A 23,985-nucleotide genomic window follows, 5' to 3' on the forward strand; every position below is an offset into this window, starting at 1 on the left:
ACAGGTCACAGACTGACGGGCGTCCCGTATACTAAAGACAGGAACCAGGAAAAAGGAGTGACGGGATGTTAGGAACTACGTTAGGTCAATTTCGATTGATTGCGATTTTAGAAGGTATTTCATTTTTAGTCTTACTGTTGATTGCCATGCCCTTAAAGTATATGGCAGATATTCCGGAAGCCGTTTCAGTCGTCGGAGCCATGCACGGTGTGTTATTCGTCATGTATGCACTATGGCTTGCTGTCGTTAAATTCAAATACCGTTGGTCGTTTGTAAAAGCAGGAATCGCCTTTATCGCTTCGTTCATTCCATTCGGGACATTTGTACTCGATCGAAAGTTAAAACAGGAAGCAACAAACGCGTAAATTGTGTATACTAGAAAAAGCACGGCTGTGGATAACTGTTTTTGTCGATTCGAAGCAGGTTATCCACAGCTTTTTTCTGTGGATAATTTTTAGGAGGATACTATGTCAACATTTGAAGCACTACACATTCAAGAACAATGGGTAAAAAAATTACAAAAACAAGGCATCAAACAACCAACGCCGATTCAAGAGCAGGCGATTCCGCATTTGCTCGCCGGTCGTGATTTAATAGGAAAAGCACAAACCGGAACAGGGAAGACGCTGGCGTTTCTTCTGCCGATTCTCGAACAAATCGATTTAGACAGCAAAACGGTCCAAGCGTTGATCGTCGCACCGACACGTGAACTCGCACGTCAGATTGCAGATGAAACACACAAGTTAATCCGGAACATGGAAGATATCCGTGCGCTGGCTGTATACGGTGGACAGGATGTCTTCAAACAAATCCAACGTCTCGGTCGCATGCCACAAATCATCATCGGGACGCCGGGGCGGATTTTGGATCACGTCGGTCGCGGAACACTTGATTTGAGTGAATTGAAGACGCTTGTTTTAGATGAAGCGGATCAGATGCTGCAAATCGGATTCTTACCGGAAATCGAAGATATCATTGCAGCAGCACCAGTTGATCGTCAGTTCGTCATGTTATCAGCGACGATGCCGGAAAAAGTCGAGCAACTCGCGAAAACGTATTTGCGTGATCCGATTGAAGTCCAAGTCGAGGCAGAAAAAGTAACGGTCGATGCAATCGAACAGTTCGTCGTCGAGACGACGGACCGTCGGAAACAGGCGACACTCCGGACGATGCTTGACGAGATGCGTCCTTATGCCGCCATCATCTTCTGCCGGACACAACGCCGTGTCAGCAAGCTGAATGAAGAATTACAGATGCAAGGGTATCCGACGGATGAATTGCACGGTGGTTTGACGCAAGGGAAACGTGAAAAGGCGATGGCGAAGTTCTATCAAGGAAAAACACCATTCCTGATTGCGACAGACGTTGCATCACGTGGTCTTGACGTGACTGGTGTCACGCACGTCTTTAACTACGATTTACCGGACGATGCGGAAAGTTATGTTCACCGGATCGGTCGGACAGGTCGTGCCGGAAACGACGGCGTAGCGATTTCAATCGTCACACCACGTGACGGTCGCAGTTTCCGTGATATGGAACGCGAACTGGGTGTCGAAGTGACACCGATTGTCGTCGAACTTTCGGATGAAATGATTCGTGCACAGCACGATCAAAGTAAAGGAACGAAAAAACCGGCGGAAGGTCGCGGTAACACACGCCGCTCGAGCAACCGTCGTCCAGGCCGTGATCACCATAAATAAGTAAGTAAAAATCCCCTTTTCTCCATGGATCTTTTGGAGGAAAGGGGATTTTTTATTTGGCGTACACCATCTGTCCGCCGAGATGACCGGTATAAGCGAGTAAACCGCTTCCGACAACAGCAACAATCAGGCTCAGCATAAGCATTGTTTTTTTGTTGGAACGGTAGCCGAGCAACAGGAGAACAAAGGCAATTCCAAAGGCAACGAGACTGAACAAGGCGAAATTTTCATGATTCGAGATGGCAGCGTGTGTTGCACTGCTCAGGTTGGTTTCTGCATATTCTTCTGCTCCGTCACCGGATAAATACGCTGCGACGCCGGACAACAGGCCGGCAAATAAAGTGATGAGGACAAATAATTTTAACTGGACCCATTTCAAACTGAATAGTAATAAGAGTGTTGCGAACAGTAAAAGAGCGATCGGTGCATGAACGAGCAGGGGATGAAGTGGTACGCCACCTAACATAAGATAACCTCCTTGATAAGTAATAAGAACATACTGTTACTTTAACCGGGTTATCTGACAGTTAGCTGACGGTCATTAAGAAAGTGGAAAAAGAATCGTGAAGCGTGTTCCGGTTTCGGGTGTGGATTCAACCAAGATAGCGGCTTGATGTGTATCGGCAATCGATTTGGCGATGGCGAGCCCGGTTCCGGTACCATGGCGAGAGTGGTCACCGCGGAAGAACCGTTCAAATATCTTATCGTGATTTTCCGATGGAATGCCGATTCCGTGATCAGCGATAGTTAATCGAACACCGGTTGACGTCTGTTGCAGTTGAACTTCAATATCAGCATCGCTGTAAGCAACGGCATTTTCTAAAAAAATCGTCAACAAACGGATTAATTGATTGGCATCTCCCTTGATCAACAGGTGAGGTGTGACGGTCAAAGCCAATGTCCGATCGACCAACGTATGTTTAAACCGTTCAGAAGTCTGCGTGACGAGTGTGCTTAAATCGACCGGGCTCATGGATCCTGGTTGACCGGACATTTCTTTTTGACACTATCGGTGTTAGCCGGTCTACTCGGTTCATTCCCGGCATTGAGAAAACAAAAGACACGTCTGCATAATATTCACCTGTACAGTGGCTGGGCCGGATTATTGGCGATTGTGCTTCATGCGACGCTGATCGTCGTCGATACGTATGCTCCTCTGAGTTTACTTGAAATTCTGATTCCGGGAACGGCATACTATGAGCCGCTTTGGAATGCCTTTGGAACGATCAGTCTGTACCTGTTTGGTTTTGTCTTGGTTACTTCTGATTTCTTGAAAGAGGCGCTCGGAAAAACATTATGGAAATTAACGCACTGGCTTGTCCTGCCGGCCTGGCTCTTGATGACGCTTCACGGGATATTCATCGGGACGGATACAGGAACACTTTTCACGACCATTTGGTATGCCTGTTCGACACTGACATTGTTTACACTGATTTTGTACCGGATGCAGGTCCGTCCGAAAACAGCAACACCTAAAAAGCAAGCGTCCTCACTAGTGAAATGAGGACGCTCGTTTTTTAGCGTTGTCTTAACCACGTGGTCCAAGCCTGAAAGGCATCTTCCCGATTGTCGATATAGTTGTGATCACTATCGACAATGATTTGTTCAAAGGCGCTGGCATCCTGAAGCAAGTCATGATGAAGTGATTTGATGGACGTCTCATCACGTTCCGACGTCACAAGTAAGGCGGAACGTGTTCCGAGTTGTTCTTTCAGTGACAGCAGGTTCCACGTCGCATGATGTCGTTTTAGTTCGTCGAGCAGTATGTCGCTGTCGGTATGCGACAGGAACTGGGCTCCGCGGCTCAAGACGCCTTGTAACGCCTCTTCATGTTCCGGATAATCGAGTACCAGTTGACCGATCAAACCGAAGTTGAATGGAGAGATACCGATGTAATGCGCAATATCCGGAACATCGACGAACGCATGAAGTCCGGCAAAGCCGCCCATACTGTGGCCGACGATTGAAATCTGATCTACTGAGATATCGTGTGCTTGCGTAAAGGCGGGAGAAATGACATGTTGCATGATGGCAGTCGCATCTTCAAGGACATGTTGGAAACGGAATGCTCCCGGACTGCCAATCGTTCCGCGGTAAGACGTCACAAGGACGTGAAAGCCAAGGTTTTGTAATTGAACCGCCCAGTCCATGTTCAATTGTTTCCCGGGGAATCCATGAAACAGGACGATGAGTGGGGCAGGAGCAGCGAGCGCAGGAGAGTAGAGACGGCAAAATAACGACTCGTCCCCGCCGCTCGGAAGTTCGAGTAATGATAAGTTGGCTTTTTTAGTGATGGTTTCCATGACATCCACTCCTTCAGAAAAAGTTGCATCTGCCATTTAGTTTGATACAAATCGCTGAACAAGGCAATGATTAAGTCTATGAATTAAATGGAAGCACAAAAAAAGACGGAACGCAGGACTCGATCTAAAATCGAGTCCCGGCCTTCCGTCAGATGGTGTTTACCTTTAGAACACTTTTGTCGTCCACGATTCACAATTCCATAAATCCGTTGCGACGGCTTCGTAAAATTCAGGTTCGTGTGAAATCAACAGAACCGTTCCTTTATACTCCTGAAGAGCCCGTTTGAGTTCTTCTTTTGCTTCGACATCCAAGTGGTTGGTGGGCTCATCGAGAACAAGAATGTTGGATTCTGTGTTCATCAATTTACAAAGGCGGACCTTCGCTTTTTCCCCACCACTGAGGACTTCGATTTTCGATTCGATGTGTTTCGTCATCAAACCGCATTTCGCGAGCATAGCCCGGACCTGCTGCTGTGTCAGAGACGGGAATGTGCCCCAAATCTCTTCGATACACGTATTCGAATTTTTTTCCTTGATCTCCTGTTCGAAGTAGCCGATGTGAAGATTTTCTCCACGTTCGACTGTACCGGAAACCGAAGGAATCTCACCAAGCAGACTTTTGAGTAACGTCGACTTCCCGATACCATTTGCCCCGTGTAACGCGATTTTTTGACCGCGCTCAATCATCAAGTCAAGCGGACGGGAAAGCGGCTCATCGTATCCGATGACAAGTCCTTTCGCTTCGAACATCAACTTACTTGGTGTCCGGGCTGTCTGGAAATGAAACTCAGGTTTCGGACGTTCCTGCGCGAGTTCGATGACATCCATCTTATCGAGTTTCTTCTGACGGGACATCGCCATGTTCCGTGTCGAGACACGGGCCTTATTTCGGGCGACGAAGTCTTTCAGCTCGGAAATTTCCTGCTGTTGACGTTTAAAGGCTGACTCATGTTGCTTCTTCTTCGCCTCATGGACAGTCAGGAAGTTGTCGTAATCACCGACGTAACGATTGAGTCCTTGGTTTTCCATATGGTAAATCAAGTTGATGACACTGTTCAAGAATGGAATATCGTGTGAAATCAAGATGAACGCATTTTCGTAATCATTGAGGTAACGTTTCAACCATTCGATATGTTGCACATCCAAGTAGTTGGTCGGCTCATCGAGTAACAGGATGTCTGGTTTTTCAAGCAACAGCTTCGCGAGCAGGATTTTTGTCCGCTGTCCGCCGCTTAGTTCCTGGACATCACGATCGAGACCGATCTCATCAAGACCTAGACCGCGTGCGATTTCTTCGACTTTCGCATCAATCGTATAAAAATCATTGTTCGTCAAGATGTCTTGTAAGACACCGACTTCTTCTAACATTTTTTCGAGTTCGTCTGGTTCGACTTCACCCATTTTTATATACAGATCATTGATTTCCTGCTCGATGTCGAACAAGTATTGGAATGCTCCTTTTAAGGCATCACGAATCGTGAGTCCTTTGGAAAGAACAGCATGCTGATCCAGATAGCCGACACGAACGTGTTTCGCCCATTCGACTTTTCCTTCGTCTGGTTCGAGCTGTGAAGTAATGATGTTCATGAACGTCGATTTACCCTCACCGTTTGCTCCGACAAGACCGATGTGTTCCCCTTTTAACAGACGAAACGAGACATCTTCGAAAATCGCACGATCGCCAAAACCATGGCTTAAGTTTGATACCGTTAAAATACTCATAGTTACTCCCTTATTTCACGAATTCAATTAGACGCCTGTCCGTTTTTTCTGGTTGTTCGTTTTTTTCGTTTTTTGGCTTGTCATTTGTTTTGTTTCTGTTCCGCGCAAACCGGTCGGACGTTTTGTCTGTGATTGTTTTTTTGCTTTTAATTGTTCAATCATTGCTTCTTGAAGAGACAATTTTTTTGGTTGTTCGCTCATGTGTGTTCACCTCGATTAATTCGTTCTTATCCTCTAGTATGCCAAAAAAAACCTGTCTTGAAAACGAACTATACTTAATTCTTTCATTAAATGATTTCTTCGCCTAAATAAATCACGTAACAATTTCGGTCTAAATCGACTTCACAGCTGTCTCGTTCAAAGACGCCGTGATCGGGTACGCTCAATTTATCTTTAACTAAAAAGCGCATGGCCTGGATATGATTCGGGACGGTCACTGTCTTGATGACCGGATGTGAAGCACTTTCCTGGAAGCATCGGAATTCGAGATGAATCTGGTGCGGCGGATAGACACGGTCCGCCGGATCACGGGGAGACGCTTCCACATGATCGACGATTAACTGATCGTATTCGCCGTCCATTTCATTGGAACGCAACTCATATAAGTGACCTTCGATGATATGAAATTCGCAAAGTTGATGCGCAATGATTTCCTCCGGTTCAATGGCAAAGCGGCTGTATTGATAAATTGATTTGAACTCATTTTGATCTTCTACATAATAGGCAAGTGACATTTGATTTCCTCCTCAAGTCTTCTTCGTTATTCTACTGGCATTAACAAAAAAAGTTCCGGAACGACTTAGAAACTTTTTTGGTGGAAAAAGCGTATACTTAGAATAACAAATTGTGATGAGAGGGGTATGCGATGTGAGTTGGATGAAGCAGGCAACACTTGCAGCTACGTTATTAATCGGAACGACGCTCAGTGGATGTGGATCGGACAATGCAAAAGCGGAACGTCCGGATGATCCGGATTGTGATGATTATGAATATGATAACGATGAAGGTGTTTGGTATTGTGATGATTCAAGCTCGACACACTCGGGGTTCTTTTACTGGGGAGGAAGTTACTTTGCTTCACGCGCCTTGATGCATAGTGCGATGCGAACGAAAGGGTACACACCCCGATCAAAGGACGTCAAAAGTTATAATGCCAAGACAAAAGGATTTGGGACGGGGTCATCGTCCGGCTTCTTCGGCGGATGAGGACACGACAGGAATTGTACGGGGATATCGACGCTTTTTGGGATGTGCTGGATGGGGAAATTTACGCTTTGGCGGAAGTGATGCCCGTTTCGAACGAGACGATTCAGGCATTGCGGACAGCGGCACGAGAAGCGTATACCATCTTTGAAAAAGTGATTCCGATTCTTTGGACGATGGATGACGACGGATTAATTGAACTTGGTTTTCCAAAGGATGCTTTACCGTTTTTACGGTTACAGACGATGCGTCCTTTATCAGTCATCAGCCGCTTCGATTTCATTGTCACAAATCATCGGATTTCGATCATGGAATGGAATGCGGATACGCCGACATTCATTAAGGAGTCCTTTGAAGTCAATGATCGGATTGCGCGAAAAGTGGGTTTTCGATCAATTAATGACGGACAAGCGAAACAGTTGGCGGACAGCGTTGATCGTGCGGTGAAGGCGGCAAGCCACAGGATTCGTCACGAACAGCCGCACGTCGTCTTCACGTCACACGGAGACAACATCGAAGACCGGTGGACGACAGAATATCTGCAACAATTTGTTGCCGGTGCTACATACTGTCCTCTTGACGAACTTGAGATACGGGCAGAAGATGGGTTGTATGACCAACAGGGACGGCGAATCGATATTCTGTACCGGCAGACGTTTCCGATTGAGATGGCTTTACTCGACCGTGATGAAGACGGAACAGAGCTGGGACATTTGTTGCTGCAGCTCGTCGAGATGGGATTGCTTGAAATCATCAATCCACCGTCGGCTTTTCTGATGCAGGCAAAATCGGTCTTGGCCTTGATTTGGCTCTTGCATGAAACAGACCATCCTTATTTGACCGGGCGTGATCATGAGATTATTGCTCAGTATTTCTTACCGACCTATTTGAGTCCGGAGCCGTTTTTACGTCAAAATCAGGCATTTGTTGAAAAACCAATCTTTGGACGGGAAGGAGATACGGTTACTGTCCGTCAAGGGGACGGGAATGTCCTGTTCAGCAACGAACAACGTTCATTCAGCGATCAGTCTGCCGTGTATCAACGTTATCAGGAATTACCGATATGGTCATTAGAAGATGAAACAGAAGTCGCATATATGTTTGGTGTATTTGTGCTTGGCGGGCGACCGAGTGCTGTTGGGGTGCGGGCAGGTGAACGGATCACGGGGAATCGATCTTATTTCTTACCGATCGGACAACGTGAAAATCAAGAGGAGGATGGATGATGAAAGCAGCTATTTTAGGAGCGACTGGTTTAGTGGGGCAAGAACTGGTCGATCAACTATTGGCGCATGATGAATATCAGGAAGTACATGTTCTCGTACGTCGTCCGATGAATCGATTTCATCAAAAACTCGAAGAATGGGTGATTGATTTTGATCATGTGACGGAAATCGAATTACCGGAAGTCGACCACGTTTACTGTGCGCTGGGGACAACGATCAAACAGGCTGGGTCGCAAGAAGCGTTTCGTCTCGTGGATTATACATATCCAATTGAAGTGGGACGGGAATTGCTTGATCTAGGGGCTACTCGATTTGCTCTGATTTCGGCACTCGGCGCCCATCCGAATGCGAAAACATTTTATAACCGTGTCAAAGGGGACGCGGAAAATGGATTACGCGTACTCGGTTACGATGCCTTACTTATTTTCCGCCCTTCGTTATTGTTAGGCGAGCGGGATGAATTCCGTTTTGGCGAACAGGCGGCGGCCCGGGTATCCACTGTGTTACGTCCATTGTTGCGGCGCAGCCCGTACGCACCGATTGAAGCGGCGAAGGTCGCGCAGGCGATGATTCATCATACGCTGCATGAACCACCGGGAGTAACGATTGTTGAATCAAAAGAGATGCAGACTTGAGTGAGCGGATTTTTCGTATCACTCTTTTTTGTGTACCGAAATTAATATTTGACTCCTCAAATGATTTACGGTTGAATGATATAGTGCTGTCTCACAAACAAAAAAAGAAGTGAGACAATTCAGGCAAAACAGTGTATTTGCGTTCAATTCGTTCGTTCATGCTTATCGTTTGGGGAAAGCGGGAAAAAGATTGGACAATGTGCACATATCGAAGGTAGACGAAAGGAGCCGTTCATATGGCAGAGTTTGATCGCGATCAGGTCTACAAGACTGTTCCGCAAAAAGGATTCTTCGGAAATCCAAAAGGACTGTTCACGTTATTCTTTACTGAGTTTTGGGAGCGCTTCTCCTACTACGGGATGCGTGCCATCCTTATCTATTATATGTACTACTCTGTAAAAGATGGTGGTCTTGGAATCGACGAAAAAATGGCGTCTTCCATCATGGCGATCTACGGATCATTAGTTTATATGTCCGGTGTCATCGGCGGATGGATAGCCGACCGTTTATTAGGAACATCACGGACTGTATTTTACGGCGGTGTATTGATTATGACTGGACATATCGTTCTGTCCTTACCGGCAGGCGCTACAGCACTGTTCTTCTCAATGGGTTTGATTGTAATTGGGACAGGGTTATTGAAACCAAACGTTTCAAATATTGTAGGTGATCTGTACAGCAAAACGGATAGCCGACGTGATGCTGGTTTTAGTATTTTTTATACAGGAATCAATGCAGGTGCATTCTTATCTCCGATTATCGTAGATGGAGTGCGTTTGCAGGCAGGTTTCCATGCCGGTTTTGCTGTTGCGGCAGTAGGTATGTTTTTAGGACTGATTGTCTTTGTATTGACAAAGAAAAAAAATCTCGGACAAGCTGGTCAATACGTATTAAATCCGATGTCAAAAGAAGAAAGAGTACACTTTTATAAAGTAGTTTCTTTCGCTTTGATTGGTATTGTGGTTCTTGGCTGGATTGCTTCAACAATCGGTTGGTTGACGATTAATACGTTTTCGTTTGTTGTGACGATTCTTGGAGTCATCATTCCAGTCTTTTACTTCTATTTTATGTTGCGTAGTCCTAAAATTAATTCTGATGAAAAATCAAGATTGTATGCATACATTCCATTATTTTTGGCAGCTGTTATTTTTTGGGCCATTCAAGAACAGGGAACATATGTATTATCTAAATTTGCCGATCAACGTACGGAGTTAAGTTTCCTCGGATATGAATTTAGCCCGGCACTTTTCCAATCCGTCAATCCGCTGTTTATTATTGCACTAGCACCAGTCTTTGCAAGTATCTGGATTAAGCTTGGGGATCGCCAGCCGACAACACTTCAAAAGTTTTCGTTTGGTTTAGTATTTGCCGGCTTATCCTTCATCGTCATGATGATTCCAGGTCTATTGTTCGGAACAGAAGGGTTGGTCAGTCCGCTTTGGTTAGTATTTAGTTTTCTGCTAGTTGTGATCGGTGAACTTCTTCTTTCTCCAGTCGGTTTATCGGCGACGACAAAACTGGCTCCATCTGCATTTTCGGCACAGACGATGAGTCTATGGTTTATGACAAATGCTACAGGACAAGCCGTTAATGCTCAAATCGTTAAGTTTTATGATCGTGATACGGAAGTCATGTATTTTGGTATCACAGGCTTAGTTGCAGTGTTCTTCGGATTGCTACTGCTTGTTTTTTCGAAAAAACTCCAAGTTCTCATGAAAGGAATCCGTTGATTTTATACTGATGAGGTATGGAAAATGGTCTGTTTCAATGCTTCTGGTATTGTGAGACTCAATCGAATAAAAAAAGGTACTGTACAACGTCTACTATGACAGACAGTTAAAACAATCAAACTGTCTGCTATAGTAAGGATTTTTATTTTTCGTGATGAATATTTTACTTCGAAAATAGATCAAAAAAACTCCATATTCGTACGAGGGTACTGAAAAACTTCAAAAGAAAAAAAGGCGATTGACCCGACTAACTCGGAAATCAATCGTCTTTTCTCTTGATCACGCTCAAAGAGCACGAGGTTTTTCAGTGCTCTCTATTCGTACTGGAGTTGTTTTATAGGATTTCTGTGTAAGCTGTTATTTAGTAATACTGATCTTACCTTCTACATTATATTTTTTTTTGATTTTAATTGTTTTTGTTTTTCCCGTCTTACTACGATGACCATCTGTAGTAAACCATTGATTGTATTTTTGTGTATAGTTCTTGTACACAATACGAGTCTTAAAAGTGCCTTTTTTCCCTTTTGGAATGTATTTTTCAGAATTCACCGTTATAGTTTTATCTTTACCGAAGAATCCTTCTAAAGATCCCTTAATAGAACCCCTTGAAATTTCACCTGCCCCAGTAACACTCCAGTTGGTTTTTACTTTCTCGGATACAATCATTTTCTGTGGACCGTGCATTGTCTTAGATTCGACTTCCCATGCACCGTAACTTTTTGATTTGTAAACAGGGGATGCCGCAGGAGCATAATAGAAATATGTACCTTCATTTCCACTTAATGCCTGAGTATATTTAGGTCCTACAAGTACAAGAGAAGTCGATAAAAGTAGGGTAGCGCTTAAAATCTTTGTGATTTTTTTCATCTTAAACCTCCAAATGCTTATTTTTAACTGTTTTAATATAATATTTAAGGTTTTTTTTGCAATTCAATCATTTGTACGAATATGACGTAAAGATTCTGCGAGCAGGGCGACGAGTGTTCCGAGGACGAGACCGTTCGACATCAATGTCGTGACGAGCGGAGGCAAATCGGAAGTGGCACCTTTCGGAAGAAGTAGGGCACCGATTCCGACTAGAACCGGTAAGCCGACCGTAATCATGGCGGTCTGGCGATTCAATTCCCGCGAAGCTTCCGTGACCCCGATAATCGCCATTCCGGCGACGATTGGAGCAACCATTGCGTATCCGACAGCGACCGGAATCTTTGCAATCAGTCCGACGAACGGAGTGACGACGCTGAGGAACAGACAAATGGCATTGGCAATCGCAAAGGCCTTCCGATCCGTATTATCGGTTGAAGCGATGAAACCGGCTGTCCCGGAAATCGCAACGGGACCGACCGTTCCGAACATTCCCGCGAAAATTTGCCCGATTCCGGCTGTGACGCCGGCTGTCGCGACTTGTCCCTTCACTTGCTCACCACGTTTTGCACTGATGATTCGTTCAATGACTTTGATGTTCGCCAAGACGTTTGTCATCAGCAACAATGAGATGATCAGTGCTGTCGGGAGTAAGCTCCAGTCGAGTTGAATACCACCGAACGGCATCAAATCAGGGAAGGTAAAGAACGGACCGTCGAACGTCGGCATTTCGGCACGACCAATCAAAGCAAACATGCTCCAACCAACGAGCAGGGTGATCAATAACGCATACTGACGCAACCGATCGCTACGTTCTAAATAAAGTGAGATGATGACGGTTAAGACAGAAATGACGGCAGGAAGCACCTGAATCTTTCCGTCTTCGATATTGAGCAATCCTTTCATGACCGAACCGGATAATTGAGCCGATAACAGTAACATATAAACACCGATGACTTGTGGTGTGAACAGAGGAACGAGTCGACGAAGCACCCCGGTCAGGGTGAGAATGATACAGATGATCCCGCTTAAGATGAGAAGAAAACCTAACGACTGTAACGTGTTGGAGTAACTGCCGTATAAGGTGATTCCGATGGAAGAATAAAGCGCGAATACTCCCCACCAAATACCGGCAGGGCCTTCCATGATCGGCAGACGGTGGCCGAATAACACTTGAATGAGACTTAAAATCGCAAAAACGAATAAACAACGTGAGAGGAAAGCGAGGGTATCTGCACTTGATAGTTCAAATGAGGCAGCAATCGCGAGTGGCGGGGCAATGTTAGTACAAATAATAAACAAAAACCACTGAATCGTGGAGACAACAGTACGTGGCAAAACAAATGATTCCCCTTTCGAATAACGGATGCTTTTTTAATCTTAAACCAAATATTGAAAAAGAGATAGATACGCTTACATTAACTGAAAATTCAAAACACTACTTTCATATGTGATTTTGCACACTATATTGGGTATCATAAAAGAGGAGGGATGAATATGAAAAGATGGTTAAAACGAATCAGCATCAGTCTACTGATTCTGGTAGGGATCTTAGTTGCAGCATTCATGATTTGGGCTCAATTTGATTACAATCCAACAAAAGAAGCAAAACAGTATTTCGGTGAACCGGTCGGACAAGGTTATCAGTTCGGAGACGACACGAGTGAAACGGGCTTCATTTTTTATCAAGGGGCCAAAGTGGATCCCGCTGCATACAGCTATTTCGGTCACCAATTGGCACAAGAAGGATATTATGTCGCCCTGCCGAAACTGCCGTTTAATATTGCGCTGCTGGACTCTAAAAAGGGATTATCGATCATCGAAGAGCATCCAAAAATCAAGCAGTGGTATTTGATTGGTCATTCGTTAGGCGGAAGCGCCGCTTCAACGATTTTGGAAGACAGTCCGAAAATCAAAGGCATGATTTTTTTAGCTTCTTATCCGATTGATATAATCGATACTCCGTCGCTAACCGTCTACGGTGGAAGGGACGGGGTTTTACCGGTCGAGGATATTGAGGACAGTAAACAGGATGTCCGTTCTGATGCAGTGTTTCATCTGATCCAGGATGGAAACCATGCTAACTTCGGGATGTACGGCAAACAAAAAGGGGACAATGACAGTCCGTTGACGCCAAAAGAACAACAGGATGAAACGTTGAAGGTGATCCGGGAATTCGTATCTGCACAGTAAAAAAAGACCCGCTCTTCTGTCTGATTGGACAGGGGAGCGGGTTTGATGTCTTCTCATATATGTTACGTCAACCGTCGTGAAACCTCGTCAAGCGTTGGCAAAGCAACCATCGCGCCTTTGACCGAAGCGGCTAAACCTCCGGAAATCGCAGCAAAGCGGCCGATATCCTGTAATTCGTTTTCATCCCAGTCAAACGAAAACGAGCGGATGGCACATTGATGGAGGAGACCGGACATGAACGCGTCACCTGCTCCCGTCGTATCAATCGCATCGACAGAAATCGCTTGAATCTCTGCCATCGAGCGGTCGGTATAAATCAGAGAACCTTCCGCGCCACGCGTTACAGCCAGTAACCGAATCGGATATTCTGCGAGTAGTTCGGCAGCCCCTTCATCCAAATTCGTCTGGCCGGTTAAAAAGGTCAGTTCTTCCTCCGCCAGTTTCACGATTTGAGCATCCGGTAAGACGGACCGAATCGTGGAACGGGCAGCATCTAAATCAGACCATAACGATTCACGTAAATTCGGGTCGTAAGAGATCGGGACATTATTGGCTTTCGCCACTTCAATCGCCCGCCGTGTCGCTTCGACCGCATCTCCGGAAATCAAGGAGATTGATCCGATATGCAAGAGGTCCGCCTCGGCGAGTGAATCCGGAATGTCTTTTTCATGAAAACTCATGTCCGCACGATAACTGTTGATGAACTCGAATGACCGGTCACCGTCGGCTGCATTCGTAACGAGGACAAGGCCGGTCTTATATGTCGGATCAAAAACAAGATGATTCGTCTTAACACCGTAATGATGAAGTGTATCCTTTAAAAAGTGTCCCATCGAATCGTCACCGACGGAACCAAGGAAATAACTGTCGGCGCCGAGCCGTGCTAATCCAACGGCGACATTGGCCGGTGCACCACCCGGATTTTTTTGGAATGTTACATTATCGGCATCGAGCGGTATTAAATCGATCAATGCTTCACCAAGACTATAAATTTTCATAGGAGGTACCCCTTTCAAAATCTGGCCGAATCCGTTCCACGTGAAGAGCCATATAGCCGACTTCGGATTGCGGCACAGTCGTCTGTAATTCTTGTTCCAACCAGGACGCCATGTTTTCCGCACAACGGAAAGCGTCCGTATAACGGGTTTGAACAGCGGATAAGATGACGTCATCCATGTCATGTAACGTTTGCCCTTGTTCGATCCGGGCTAAGACGAGTTTCATATGGGTGAAGAACCGGTAATAGGTCATCGAGGTCGTTTCAATCGTTTGACCGAAAAAGGCTTCGATTTGTTCACGCAACTCATTTAATAACGTAGCCGTCTGGAGGGCGGTTGCCATATTAGGATGTCGTTGTCGTGCATTATACAAGTGAAGGGCGATGTTCGCAGCTTCTTCTTTCGGTAATAAAACGGCTAACTGTTGTTCAATATGGGCGACTGCCCATTCTCCAATCTGATATTCCGCTGTATACAGTAACCGGATTTCTTCCGCCAAGCGATTATGGACGACCAGTTGTTCACGGGCAAGCCGGACGGCGTGGGCGAGGTGATCGGTCAGACTGACATGAATGTAGTCATGAAAAGGTGTTTTCAGTTCGCCTTCTGCATAAGAAATGATCTGTTCCGACAAATCGATGATATCCAGTGGAGTCGTCGTCAGGATTTCCTTGAACTGTTCGGCATTTTCAAAAGACGGGATGAACATTTTTTCAATTTTCGTCGGATCAACAGGATCCTTCTTTTTTTTACCAAAAGCAATGCCGGGTCCCATGATGATCCGTTCCTGACCTTGTTCTTTTGTGACGATGGCGTTATTGTTGAGTACTTTATGAATGATCAGTCTGACTACCTCCTTTCTACTTCCATTATACGGTTTATCGGCAATCTAGGAAAACTGACAAATGCGACCCGAAGAGGATTCTCAAGGGGTCGCATCGTTTAATTAAGCAGCCAAATCCGTCTGTTTTTGTTTTCGTGCATCGAGACGCATCAAGATGACGGTAGCGACGAAGGCCGTTGCGACAGCAATTGCGAAACCAACCAAATAGTTGATCAAGTTGGAGGTGCCGAGCGGAGCGACGATGGCAATCATCGGAATACCGGTTAATCCGTAAGCGTTCGCTGCGACTTGTGTCAAGACGACATATCCGCCGCCAATCGCGCCACCAATCGCACCACCGATAAACGGTTTACCGAGTCGAAGGTTGACCCCGTAGATGACAGGTTCCGTAATCCCGAGAAATGCGGAAAAAGCAGACGGGAGAGCGAGTGCTTTGAGTTTGACGTTTTTCGTCATGAAGTAAACGGCAAGTCCTGCTCCGCCTTGGGCGACGTTTGCCATAGACCAGATAGGAAGTAAGAAGTTTTTACCGATACTCTTATCGGCAAGTAATCCCGCTTCAATCGCATGGAAACTGTGGTGCATTCCTGTGATGACGATTGTCGAGTACAGACCACCGAATAAGAGACCGGCGACGACCGAGAACTGCTCATAGAAGAAGACAAGAACAAACGAGATTCCCTTACCGAGCAACGTGCCGATTGGACCGATGACGATGAGTGCGAGGAAGCCTGTCACGAGAATCGTCACGAACGGTGTGACGAGGAGATCAAGTGTTTCTGGTGTCCGTTTACGGACTTCTTGTTCAATCTTAGCCATGACCCAAACTGTCAGAAGAACCGGGAAAACCGTTCCCTGATAGCCGATCAATTCAATGTTCATGCCGAGGAAATGCATCACTTCCGGTTCACTGTTTCCGAGTGTCCACGGATTTAATAACGATGGATGGGTCATGATTCCACCGATGACGGCACCGAGGTACGGATTCGCACCGAATTCACGGGCAGCCGAGAAACCGATCAGAATCGGTAAGATGATGAAAGCGGAAGACGAGAACATATCGAGCAACTGGACGATTGGCGAATCACCGCTGACCCAGCCGAATGCCTTGATCATTCCGAGCAGTCCCATTAACAGACCGGCAGCGACGATAGCCGGAATCAGCGGTACGAAGACGTTTGATAATGAGCGGGCAAGACGGGCAAACGGATTCAATTTTTGCGAAGCTGCTTTTTTGACATCAAGCTGTTCTTCTCCGTCCGGCCTTACACCAGCGAGTGGGGCGAATTCAGCGAAGACCTTGTTGACAGTACCTGTTCCGAAGATGATTTGATACTGACCTGAACTTGAGAATGCACCACTGACACCGTCCAAGTCTTCGAGAGCAGGCTGATTCACTTTGGATTCGTCATGCAGGACGAGGCGGAGCCGTGTTGCACAATGGGCGGCCGTAATGATGTTTTCCCGGCCTCCGACGAGTTCGAGGACATGTGCTGCAGTTTGTTTGTAATCCATCTTGAGTTCCTCCTTTAGGAAAGGTGTGCAGTTGCAACAAGCCACAAAAAAAGGCAAGACCGAACAGCATCTCCACGAACGAGATGCTGAATCGGTCTTGCCAGCCGTACTGTCACAATCCGCACTATTTGCTTGTTGCCCTCATCATAAGGAGAAAAGAAAGCGTTGTCAACCGTTAAATGGGTTCTTTTTGAATCGAGATATCGACTTCGACACCAAAGTGGTCAGAAACAACCGGTGCGAACACCCCGTCAAAGACGACTCCGACGCGATCGACGTCGATTTTTCGGTTCGATAAGACCAGGTCGAGACGTAATCCTTGTTGATTTTCTTCCCACCCGTCAATTTTGCCTTCGACCGTTTCAATACCAACAGTCTCTTGAGCCAACAAAAAGACGTCGTGGAGGCCGCGTTGTATCATATGGTCATAGCCGGCCTCACGTTCCAATGCATCATTGTTGAAGTCGCCTAAGAACATCGTCCATTCAAGAGGGTCCATTCGGGCAATCAAATGATCGAACTGTTCACTGAACGGCTCATCCGCATCTTCCCACCAACCGAGGTGACAGGAATTAAACGTGATTTGTGTCCCGTCGATATCGATGGTTGCCCGGACGATTTTGCGGGACTTCCAGTCCATCGTGTCCTGACTTCTGCTGACGTAATAACTGTCTGATTTTAAGATGGGGTGTTTCGTCAAAAGAGCGAGACCTTCCTCATACGCATCATATCCGATATGCGAGAAGTCCCAGACGAACGAATAGTCGAAACCTTGTTTCGCCAAGGCTTGTTGAATCAAGTAAACAAAATTATCTTCACGGATGTTGTCATAAAGGATCGGAGTATCCATCAATTGACTCACTTCCTGTAAAGCAATGACATCATAATCCTGTTGGATGATTTGTGTAACGATTTGATCGAGTTTATCGAGTTGATTGGTTTCCTGCCAAGAATGGCAATTGAGCGTAAGTAATCGCATCTGTTGATCCTCCTGTTTTTCAATAAAGAAAGGTGAAACTCAAGGAGAGCTTCACCTTTTCTTATTTACCCTAAATCATCTGGTTTATGCGCCGATTCGATCTTGGATATCTGATTTCAAGACATCCGCTTTAGGACCGTAAATAGCTTGCACGCCATTATTTTTTAGGATTAATCCAAGTGCACCATTGGATTTCCAATCAGATTCCGGTGCGACAAGACTTGGATCTTTGACCGTGACGCGCAGGCGTGTCATACAGGCATCGACTTCCTCGATGTTTGCTTGACCCCCTAATAATCCGATGATGCGTGAGGCTTGTGATTGATCGTTTGTTGCAGCCGCTTCGTTCGTAGCTTGAGTGTTATCTGAAACGACGACATCATCCAAGTAGTTTCCGTTACGGCCAGGTGTTGCATAGTTGAACTTTTTAATAACGAAACGGAATGTAAAGAAGTTCAAGAAGAAGAAGAACACACAAACACCGATGAAGCGGATCAAGTCACCGATCAGTCCCGCTTTTGCAATCAGCGGAATCCGTGTCAACAATTCAATCGCTCCGAACGCATGGATCCGGAGATGCATGACGTCAGCCAAAGCAAATGCAACACCTGTTAAGACAGCATAGACAACGTAAAGGACAGGTGCGATGAACATGAACATGAATTCGATCGGCTCCGTGACACCTGTTAAGAAAACGGCAAGACCGGCAGATAGGAAGACCGGTTTATAAGCTTTCTTTTTGTCTTCATCAACCGACATGTACATGGCAACAGCAACACCGATTAAAGAAGCCAGGGAAGTAACGACTTGTCCTTCTTTAAAACGTGCCGGGACGACACTGTTGATCAAATCGTTGTATCCTTGTGTGTTACCTGCTTGTTTTAAGTTAACGAGATCGGTAATCCAGGCGAGCCATAACGGATCTTGACCTGCGACCGTCGAACCTTGCGCTGCCCCCGTTAAAATTTTATACGTTCCACCGAGTTCCGTGTAGTTCATCGGAACCGTCAGCATGTGGTGAAGACCAAACGGTAAGAGCAGACGTTCCAGTGTTCCGTAAACGAATGGAGCAAGGATCGGTGCCGTATCGCGTGACGTCGCGATCCAGCGTCCGAAGTCATTCAATAATCCTTGGACGAATGGCCAAACGAGTGATAAAACAAACGCTGCAACGACGGATCCACCGATGACGACGAATGGAACGAATCGTTTACCGTTAAAGAATGCAAGTGCATCAGGCAACTTGCTGAAGTTATAAAATTTATTGAAGAGTACAGCTCCAAGGAAACCGGAAATGATTCCGACGAATACGCCCATGTTAAGCGCCGGAGCACCAAGGACAGAAGTGAAATAATCTTTTACAATTAAATCAGAACCAAGTAAAGACGTGACGGTTGCTTTTGGATCGGCAAGCATCGTCGAGTTGACACCGAAGATAGCACCGGTAACACGGTTGACTAAGATAAAGGCAAGTAAGGCAGCAAATGCTCCGCCGGCCCGTTCTTTTGCCCACGATCCACCGATCGCAACGGCGAACAAGACATGCAGGTTAGTAATGATGGCCCAACCTAAATCTTCAACAATTCTTGCAACCGTTTGCATAAACACGATGTCGCCACCGTACATTCCGATCAACTTCCCGATCGAGATCATGATTCCGGCAGCTGGCATGACTGCGATGACTACCATTAAAGCTTTTCCTAGCTTTTGCCAGAAATCAAATGAAATCTTGTTTTTCATGTGGTTTCACTCCTCTATGTATCTGTTATCTGTGTAATTAGTGCAAAAAATGTAAGCGATTAATGCAACCGCTTGCACCTAGAATTGTAAGCGATAACTTTTTAAAAAGCTAGTTCTTTTTTATGATTTTTTTGAAATTATATTTTAGAAAATGAATATTATGAACAGGAGGAGTGTTGAAAAATGAAAATCGGGAATAAGTTAACAGGAAAGAAAGCGGAGCGTCATGTGCTTAGAAAAAGGAGACGAAATCATGAGTGAATCGATCATTCCTCTCACGAACTATGGAGAACGAATTCGAATGTTATGGAACCGACAGGGCATGGAGCTCGAACAACTCGCGGAACTGACGGAAACGACACCTGAAATGATGAATCGGATTGAAAAAAGCCTGGCATATCCATCCTTTTCGATGATCGAACGGTTGGCAAAGGTGTTAGGTGTTCCGTACGAACATTTACTTCGGGATATCTGGCCGGCGCAAATGATTTTTCAACAAGAGGAAGATCAAAAAATCATTGATTTGCCTTCGAGTTAACGATAGAAAAAAAGGGCTGACTCAAAAGTCAGTCCTTACAAAGAAAAGGATGGCAGATTCTAATTCTGCCGCCCTTTTCTCGTTTAAACAGGAATCACTCGTTTCACGCAACTCCTACAGGAAAAAGCGCATTTTTGTGCTGTCAGAGACAAACAAGACCCGCTTTCCTGCCTGAATGAGGCAGGAAAACTGGCTTGTGTCTCGCCTGAGGAAAGGGCGTGAAAAGACGAGAGATTCCTTTTTGAGTCAGCCTCTTTTACTGTATTATCGATTATCGATGGTTTCGGGATATAAATCATGATTAAACAGACGGTGCTCTGCCATCTGTTCATATTTCGTACCCGGTTTACCGTAGTTGTAGTATGGATCAATTGAAATCCCGCCGCGTGGTGTGAATTTTCCCCATACTTCGAGGTAACGGGGTTTCATCAGTTTGACAAGATCCTTCCCGATAACGTTGATGCAGTTTTCATGGAAGTCACCATGATTACGGAAACTGAAAAGGTACAGCTTCAACGATTTTGATTCGACCAGCTTCTCGTCCGGGATGTAAGAGATGTAGATGGTCGCAAAATCCGGTTGATTCGTAATCGGACAAAGGCTCGTAAATTCAGGTGCATTGAATTTTACGAAGTAATCATTTTCCGGGTGACGGTTCGGGAAGGCTTCAAGCACTTCCGGTTGATATTCAAAAATATACGGAACAGACTTTTGACCAAGTAAGGACAAATCGTTTAAATCTTCTGGACGCATAATTAATCTCCTTAAACGCCGCGATCGTTTGCGAAAACGAGGGCATGTAGTTGTGGAAGAACCCGTGCATGATTAAATCGTTCGTCAGTTGCGACGCGTTCCCATAAAGTTTTTAAGCCGGATAACATCCGCGGTGCAATCGTACCTTCTTCCGCAGGATCAGGATTACCGAGTGACAGATATAAGGTTTTTAAGGCGTAGCGTTCTGAAATGGCAGCAGCAAAGTCAAGATCCGCCTCATCAAAGATGACGATTTTAACGGCGCGTTGCTGTTCAGGCAATCGTTTGAAAAAGACATCAAGGCGGTCATAATCAACGGTCATGCCACTCGACGGCGGTTTCGGACTGATCGTGACGTCTTCGATATCGAGCACCCAGTTTTGCCAGTAAGAACCTTGTGTTTCGACCGACATCGTGATGCCACGGCTCTTCAGTGCGTCGACGAGTGTCCCGATCGATGCGTGTAACAAAGGGTTACCGCCGGAAATCGTGACATGACCATACGAACCGAGGGCATCGAGTTGCGTCAGGATTTCTTCTGCTGTCAGCAAATCCGGTTTTTCCGATCCGTCCCAAGTGAAGGCCGAGTCACACCAGGCACAGGAATAATCACAGCCACCCGTCCGGACGAACATCGTTTTTTGACCGATCGAGCGTCCTTCACCTTGAAAGGTTGGACCAAAGATTTCAAGAACAGGAATCTTCGGTATTTTCTTCAGTTGACTCATGACTCGAGCATCCATTCCCGGCGGACTTCTGCAAAAGCAGTCGGTGTTTCATACAGTTTAACGAACTCGACACGCAGACCGCGTTCATCCGGCAGATGTTTACCGAGTGTTTCAAAAATCCAGGCCGACATGTTTTCAGCCGTTGTATTCATGTAAGGAAGCGACTCATTCAAGTAACGGTGATCGAGTAACGGTTCGAGATGCTCTTTGAAAATTTTCTTCAAATCGCCAAAGTCTAGTGTCATACCGCGGTGATCAAGGAATCCGCTGATGCCGAGATCCACGTGATACGTATGGCCGTGCAGGGCGCGGCACTTGCCATCATAGTCATACAGGTGATGGGCTGCGTCAAACGTCAATTTTTTGACGATCATGACACGTGATTTTGTATAAATAAGCGAGTCGCCGGTCGGGCGCTCGACTGTTTCGGGTGCTTCATAGTTGAATTTCATGTGTGTTGGACCTCCTCGATGTAGGCATCTAAGCCTTTTTTCCGTAATTCACAAGCAGGGCAATCGCCACAGCCGTCTCCAATGATTCCGTTGTAACACGTTAATGTCCGTTCGCGGACAAATTCAAACGCGCCGAGCGAATCAGCTAATGCCCATGTCTCTTTTTTGTCGAGCCACATGAGCGGAGTATGAATCACGAATGGATAGTCCATCGCGAGGTTAAGCGTCACATTCAGTGACTTGATGAAGGAATCACGGCAATCGGGATAACCGGAAAAGTCTGTTTCGCATACACCGGTAATGATATGGCGGATGCCACGTCCTTTAGCGAGGACGGCTGCGAAGGACAGAAACAGGTGATTTCGGCCATCTACAAAGGTAGAAGGAAGCCCGTCTTCGTTTGTCGTGATCGATTGTGAGTGGTCAGTCAGAGAATTGCTTGTCAATTGACTGAGGAGTGAGAGATCGAGCTCGTGATGTTTCACACCGAGTTCAGATGCGATTTCGCGAGCGACATCGAGTTCTGCGGCATGACGTTGCCCGTAGTTGAAGGTAACGACTTCAACTTCTGAATAGTCGGCAAGTGCCTGAAACAGGCAGGTCGTCGAATCTTGACCGCCACTGAAGACGACAAGAGCACGTTCATTTTTCATTGGATACACTTCCATTCCTAGTTTTTGTGACGGAGGAGGTTACGAACTCCGGAGACACAGTCTCAACTATTCACACTAGCAGAAGGTGACTCAAAAGTCGACTGACAATCGAGGATTTTGTAAGACAAAAAAAACACCCTTGAACGAAAGGACGTCCAGGGGTGCGGAAATTATAACGGATAGTGGTAATAGCGTTCTTTGACGAGCAAATCACGGATGTTCGAGTCTTCTGAGATGACTTTCATCAAGCCGCCTGTTTGTGATGCATGCGCTTGAAGGGCATCGATTTTTTGATCGGTATAGGCACTGACATCATGGATGAACGTTCCTTCACCGAGTTCGTCACGTGTATTGTTAGCGAAGGCAACCGCTAAAAATTCAGGACGCTGACTTTCGTCAATCGCACGAAGTGCCCGGACGACGGCACGTGCTGTCGCTTCGTGATCCGGATGGACAGCATATCCCGGATAAAACGAAATGACCCGTGTCGGTTGCGTTTTCGTAATCAATTGTCCGATTCGTTCAGCAAGCATCACTTCGTCTTCGAATTCGACCGTTTTGTCGCGGAGTCCCCACATTTGTAAATCGGAAATCTTCATTTTTTCAGATGCGGCAATCAGTTCGTGTTTGCGGATCGTCGCGAGCTGTTCGCGGTTCGTAAAGACAGGACGCCCCATGTTGCGTCCCATTTCACCGAGTGTCAGGCAGGCATATGTGACGGGTCCGCGGTTCTCTGCATGTTCGATAATCGTTCCAGCCGAGCTGAACGCTTCATCATCCGGGTGAGGGAAGATGACGAGGAGATGATCTTGTTCATTGTAAGCCATTATTCTACCTCCTCTGCGCCTTGCGCGAATGGAGTCGGACTGAGTTCGAAGGCAATCGCAAGGCGTCCTTCCATGTCGTGTCCGGCAATCAACAGTTGATCGCCTGCAAATTCATAATCCGTTAAGCCTTCACCGTACAACCAGCCGTGGGAGAGTTTCAGTCCGATCCGGTACGGACCGTTTCCGGTAATCAGACCACGTTCGTACGTAATCTCGGCGTTGCGGAAAAACATGCCGGCACTGTGGAACGTCGGATCCTGGTGGGTCGCGTACGCCCCGTTCGTCGTTTCGACGTGGACATAAAGTGGTGTATTGGCATGCTTGTCGATATAGTCTTGTACAGCGGTTAAATCAAGTGCTTGCATGATGAATCCCCTTTCCT

At 46.1% G+C, this 23,985-nt stretch carries 28 protein-coding genes; 9 read left to right on the plus strand and 19 right to left on the minus strand.

Features of this window, described 5'->3' with window-relative positions; translation table 11 throughout:
* Positions 1-65: 65 nt before the first annotated feature.
* Entirely contained in the window at positions 66-365 is a 300-nt protein-coding gene (locus tag KNP93_RS10790) for a DUF3817 domain-containing protein (protein ID WP_131503538.1), read from the plus strand.
* Positions 366-467: 102 nt separating this feature from the next.
* On the plus strand, positions 468-1,700 hold the full coding sequence (locus KNP93_RS10795) for a DEAD/DEAH box helicase (protein WP_131503537.1): 1,233 nt from the start codon (positions 468-470) through the stop codon (positions 1,698-1,700).
* A gap of 52 nt (positions 1,701-1,752) precedes the next feature.
* Here KNP93_RS10795 and KNP93_RS10800 read toward each other — a convergent pair whose 3' ends face one another.
* Together KNP93_RS10800 and KNP93_RS10805 are read right to left on the minus strand one after the other, a co-directional pair.
* Positions 1,753-2,166 carry a DUF2231 domain-containing protein gene (locus KNP93_RS10800; protein WP_131503536.1) on the minus strand — a complete coding sequence of 138 codons (414 nt, stop codon included), beginning with the start codon at positions 2,164-2,166 and terminating at the stop codon, positions 1,753-1,755.
* A 75-nt stretch (positions 2,167-2,241) separates the two neighbouring features.
* Complete coding sequence (locus KNP93_RS10805; RefSeq protein WP_251138787.1) at positions 2,242-2,694, minus strand: sensor histidine kinase; 453 nt, start codon at positions 2,692-2,694, stop codon at positions 2,242-2,244.
* 6 nt (positions 2,695-2,700) lie between these two features.
* Here KNP93_RS10805 and KNP93_RS10810 point away from each other — a divergent pair, with 6 nt between their 5' ends.
* Complete coding sequence (locus tag KNP93_RS10810; protein WP_251138788.1) at positions 2,701-3,204, plus strand: ferric reductase-like transmembrane domain-containing protein; 504 nt, start codon at positions 2,701-2,703, stop codon at positions 3,202-3,204.
* Positions 3,205-3,217: 13 nt separating this feature from the next.
* Here KNP93_RS10810 and KNP93_RS10815 read toward each other — a convergent pair whose 3' ends face one another.
* The 4 genes from KNP93_RS10815 to KNP93_RS10830 form a co-directional block, all read right to left on the minus strand.
* Positions 3,218-4,003 carry an alpha/beta hydrolase family protein gene (locus KNP93_RS10815; protein WP_214855283.1) on the minus strand — a complete coding sequence of 262 codons (786 nt, stop codon included), beginning with the start codon at positions 4,001-4,003 and terminating at the stop codon, positions 3,218-3,220.
* Between the two features lie 165 nt (positions 4,004-4,168).
* Entirely contained in the window at positions 4,169-5,725 is a 1,557-nt protein-coding gene (locus KNP93_RS10820; protein WP_214855286.1) for an ABC-F family ATP-binding cassette domain-containing protein, read from the minus strand.
* 27 nt (positions 5,726-5,752) lie between these two features.
* Complete coding sequence (locus tag KNP93_RS10825) at positions 5,753-5,926, minus strand: hypothetical protein (protein ID WP_012371785.1); 174 nt, start codon at positions 5,924-5,926, stop codon at positions 5,753-5,755.
* Between the two features lie 86 nt (positions 5,927-6,012).
* Positions 6,013-6,459: a hypothetical protein gene (locus tag KNP93_RS10830; RefSeq protein WP_214855288.1), complete on the minus strand. Its 447-nt coding sequence runs from the start codon at positions 6,457-6,459 to the stop codon at positions 6,013-6,015.
* 142 nt (positions 6,460-6,601) lie between these two features.
* Here KNP93_RS10830 and KNP93_RS10835 point away from each other — a divergent pair, with 142 nt between their 5' ends.
* The 4 genes from KNP93_RS10835 (at position 6,602) to KNP93_RS10850 (ending at position 10,519) form a co-directional block, all read left to right on the plus strand.
* A complete protein-coding gene (locus KNP93_RS10835) occupies positions 6,602-6,931 on the plus strand; it encodes a hypothetical protein (RefSeq protein WP_114596785.1) in 330 nt (109 codons plus the stop codon).
* Positions 6,928-8,154, plus strand: a complete 1,227-nt coding sequence (locus KNP93_RS10840) for a glutathionylspermidine synthase family protein (protein ID WP_131973513.1) — start codon at positions 6,928-6,930, stop codon at positions 8,152-8,154. The genes KNP93_RS10835 and KNP93_RS10840 overlap by 4 nt, the downstream gene beginning before the upstream one ends.
* Positions 8,154-8,789 carry an NAD(P)H-binding protein gene (locus KNP93_RS10845; protein WP_034769584.1) on the plus strand — a complete coding sequence of 212 codons (636 nt, stop codon included), beginning with the start codon at positions 8,154-8,156 and terminating at the stop codon, positions 8,787-8,789. Before KNP93_RS10840 ends, KNP93_RS10845 begins: the two co-directional genes overlap by 1 nt.
* Before the next feature lie 236 nt (positions 8,790-9,025).
* The gene (locus KNP93_RS10850; RefSeq protein WP_188004896.1) at positions 9,026-10,519 is read left to right on the plus strand and encodes a peptide MFS transporter; all 1,494 of its coding nucleotides are present in this window, start codon (positions 9,026-9,028) and stop codon (positions 10,517-10,519) included.
* 357 nt (positions 10,520-10,876) lie between these two features.
* Here the strand turns inward: KNP93_RS10850 and KNP93_RS10855 are convergent, their stop codons facing one another.
* Positions 10,877-11,386, minus strand: a complete 510-nt coding sequence (locus tag KNP93_RS10855; RefSeq protein ID WP_188004895.1) for a hypothetical protein — start codon at positions 11,384-11,386, stop codon at positions 10,877-10,879.
* A 63-nt stretch (positions 11,387-11,449) separates the two neighbouring features.
* Positions 11,450-12,721, minus strand: a complete 1,272-nt coding sequence (locus tag KNP93_RS10860) for a purine/pyrimidine permease (protein ID WP_131503527.1) — start codon at positions 12,719-12,721, stop codon at positions 11,450-11,452.
* A 159-nt stretch (positions 12,722-12,880) separates the two neighbouring features.
* Here KNP93_RS10860 and KNP93_RS10865 point away from each other — a divergent pair, with 159 nt between their 5' ends.
* On the plus strand, positions 12,881-13,576 hold the full coding sequence (locus KNP93_RS10865; protein ID WP_214855290.1) for an alpha/beta hydrolase: 696 nt from the start codon (positions 12,881-12,883) through the stop codon (positions 13,574-13,576).
* A gap of 62 nt (positions 13,577-13,638) precedes the next feature.
* Here the strand turns inward: KNP93_RS10865 and KNP93_RS10870 are convergent, their stop codons facing one another.
* The 5 genes from KNP93_RS10870 to KNP93_RS10890 form a co-directional block, all read right to left on the minus strand.
* On the minus strand, positions 13,639-14,574 hold the full coding sequence (locus KNP93_RS10870) for a carbohydrate kinase family protein (RefSeq protein ID WP_214855292.1): 936 nt from the start codon (positions 14,572-14,574) through the stop codon (positions 13,639-13,641).
* Complete coding sequence (locus KNP93_RS10875; protein WP_214855385.1) at positions 14,561-15,463, minus strand: PRD domain-containing protein; 903 nt, start codon at positions 15,461-15,463, stop codon at positions 14,561-14,563. The genes KNP93_RS10870 and KNP93_RS10875 overlap by 14 nt, the downstream gene beginning before the upstream one ends.
* Before the next feature lie 57 nt (positions 15,464-15,520).
* Positions 15,521-16,933, minus strand: a complete 1,413-nt coding sequence (locus KNP93_RS10880) for a sucrose-specific PTS transporter subunit IIBC (RefSeq protein ID WP_214855294.1) — start codon at positions 16,931-16,933, stop codon at positions 15,521-15,523.
* Positions 16,934-17,108: 175 nt separating this feature from the next.
* Positions 17,109-17,912, minus strand: coding sequence for an endonuclease/exonuclease/phosphatase family protein (locus tag KNP93_RS10885; protein ID WP_131503522.1), 804 nt, complete (start codon positions 17,910-17,912; stop codon positions 17,109-17,111).
* A gap of 84 nt (positions 17,913-17,996) precedes the next feature.
* Positions 17,997-19,652, minus strand: a complete 1,656-nt coding sequence (locus KNP93_RS10890; RefSeq protein WP_131503521.1) for a PTS transporter subunit IIBC — start codon at positions 19,650-19,652, stop codon at positions 17,997-17,999.
* Between the two features lie 253 nt (positions 19,653-19,905).
* On the opposite strand from KNP93_RS10890, the gene KNP93_RS10895 reads away from it, so the two are divergent.
* On the plus strand, positions 19,906-20,190 hold the full coding sequence (locus KNP93_RS10895) for a helix-turn-helix domain-containing protein (RefSeq protein WP_214855296.1): 285 nt from the start codon (positions 19,906-19,908) through the stop codon (positions 20,188-20,190).
* A 264-nt stretch (positions 20,191-20,454) separates the two neighbouring features.
* On the opposite strand, the gene queF is transcribed toward KNP93_RS10895, so the two are convergent.
* From queF to KNP93_RS10925, 6 genes are all read right to left on the minus strand, one after another.
* Complete coding sequence (gene queF, locus KNP93_RS10900) at positions 20,455-20,943, minus strand: preQ(1) synthase (RefSeq protein ID WP_214855298.1); 489 nt, start codon at positions 20,941-20,943, stop codon at positions 20,455-20,457.
* Between the two features lie 11 nt (positions 20,944-20,954).
* Positions 20,955-21,671: a 7-carboxy-7-deazaguanine synthase QueE gene (queE, locus tag KNP93_RS10905; protein WP_114596672.1), complete on the minus strand. Its 717-nt coding sequence runs from the start codon at positions 21,669-21,671 to the stop codon at positions 20,955-20,957.
* Positions 21,668-22,123 carry a 6-carboxytetrahydropterin synthase QueD gene (gene queD / locus KNP93_RS10910; RefSeq protein WP_012371768.1) on the minus strand — a complete coding sequence of 152 codons (456 nt, stop codon included), beginning with the start codon at positions 22,121-22,123 and terminating at the stop codon, positions 21,668-21,670. Before queD ends, queE begins: the two co-directional genes overlap by 4 nt.
* Positions 22,120-22,776, minus strand: a complete 657-nt coding sequence (gene queC / locus KNP93_RS10915) for a 7-cyano-7-deazaguanine synthase QueC (protein WP_026827150.1) — start codon at positions 22,774-22,776, stop codon at positions 22,120-22,122. The genes queD and queC overlap by 4 nt, the downstream gene beginning before the upstream one ends.
* A 170-nt stretch (positions 22,777-22,946) precedes the next feature.
* Entirely contained in the window at positions 22,947-23,603 is a 657-nt protein-coding gene (bshB2, locus tag KNP93_RS10920; protein ID WP_214855301.1) for a bacillithiol biosynthesis deacetylase BshB2, read from the minus strand.
* Positions 23,603-23,968, minus strand: coding sequence for a YojF family protein (locus tag KNP93_RS10925; RefSeq protein WP_131503516.1), 366 nt, complete (start codon positions 23,966-23,968; stop codon positions 23,603-23,605). The genes bshB2 and KNP93_RS10925 overlap by 1 nt, the downstream gene beginning before the upstream one ends.
* Positions 23,969-23,985 lie beyond the last annotated feature (17 nt).

The sequence above is a fragment of the Exiguobacterium sp. s166 genome, from assembly GCF_018618855.1.
Lineage (GTDB): Bacteria > Bacillota > Bacilli > Exiguobacteriales > Exiguobacteriaceae > Exiguobacterium_A.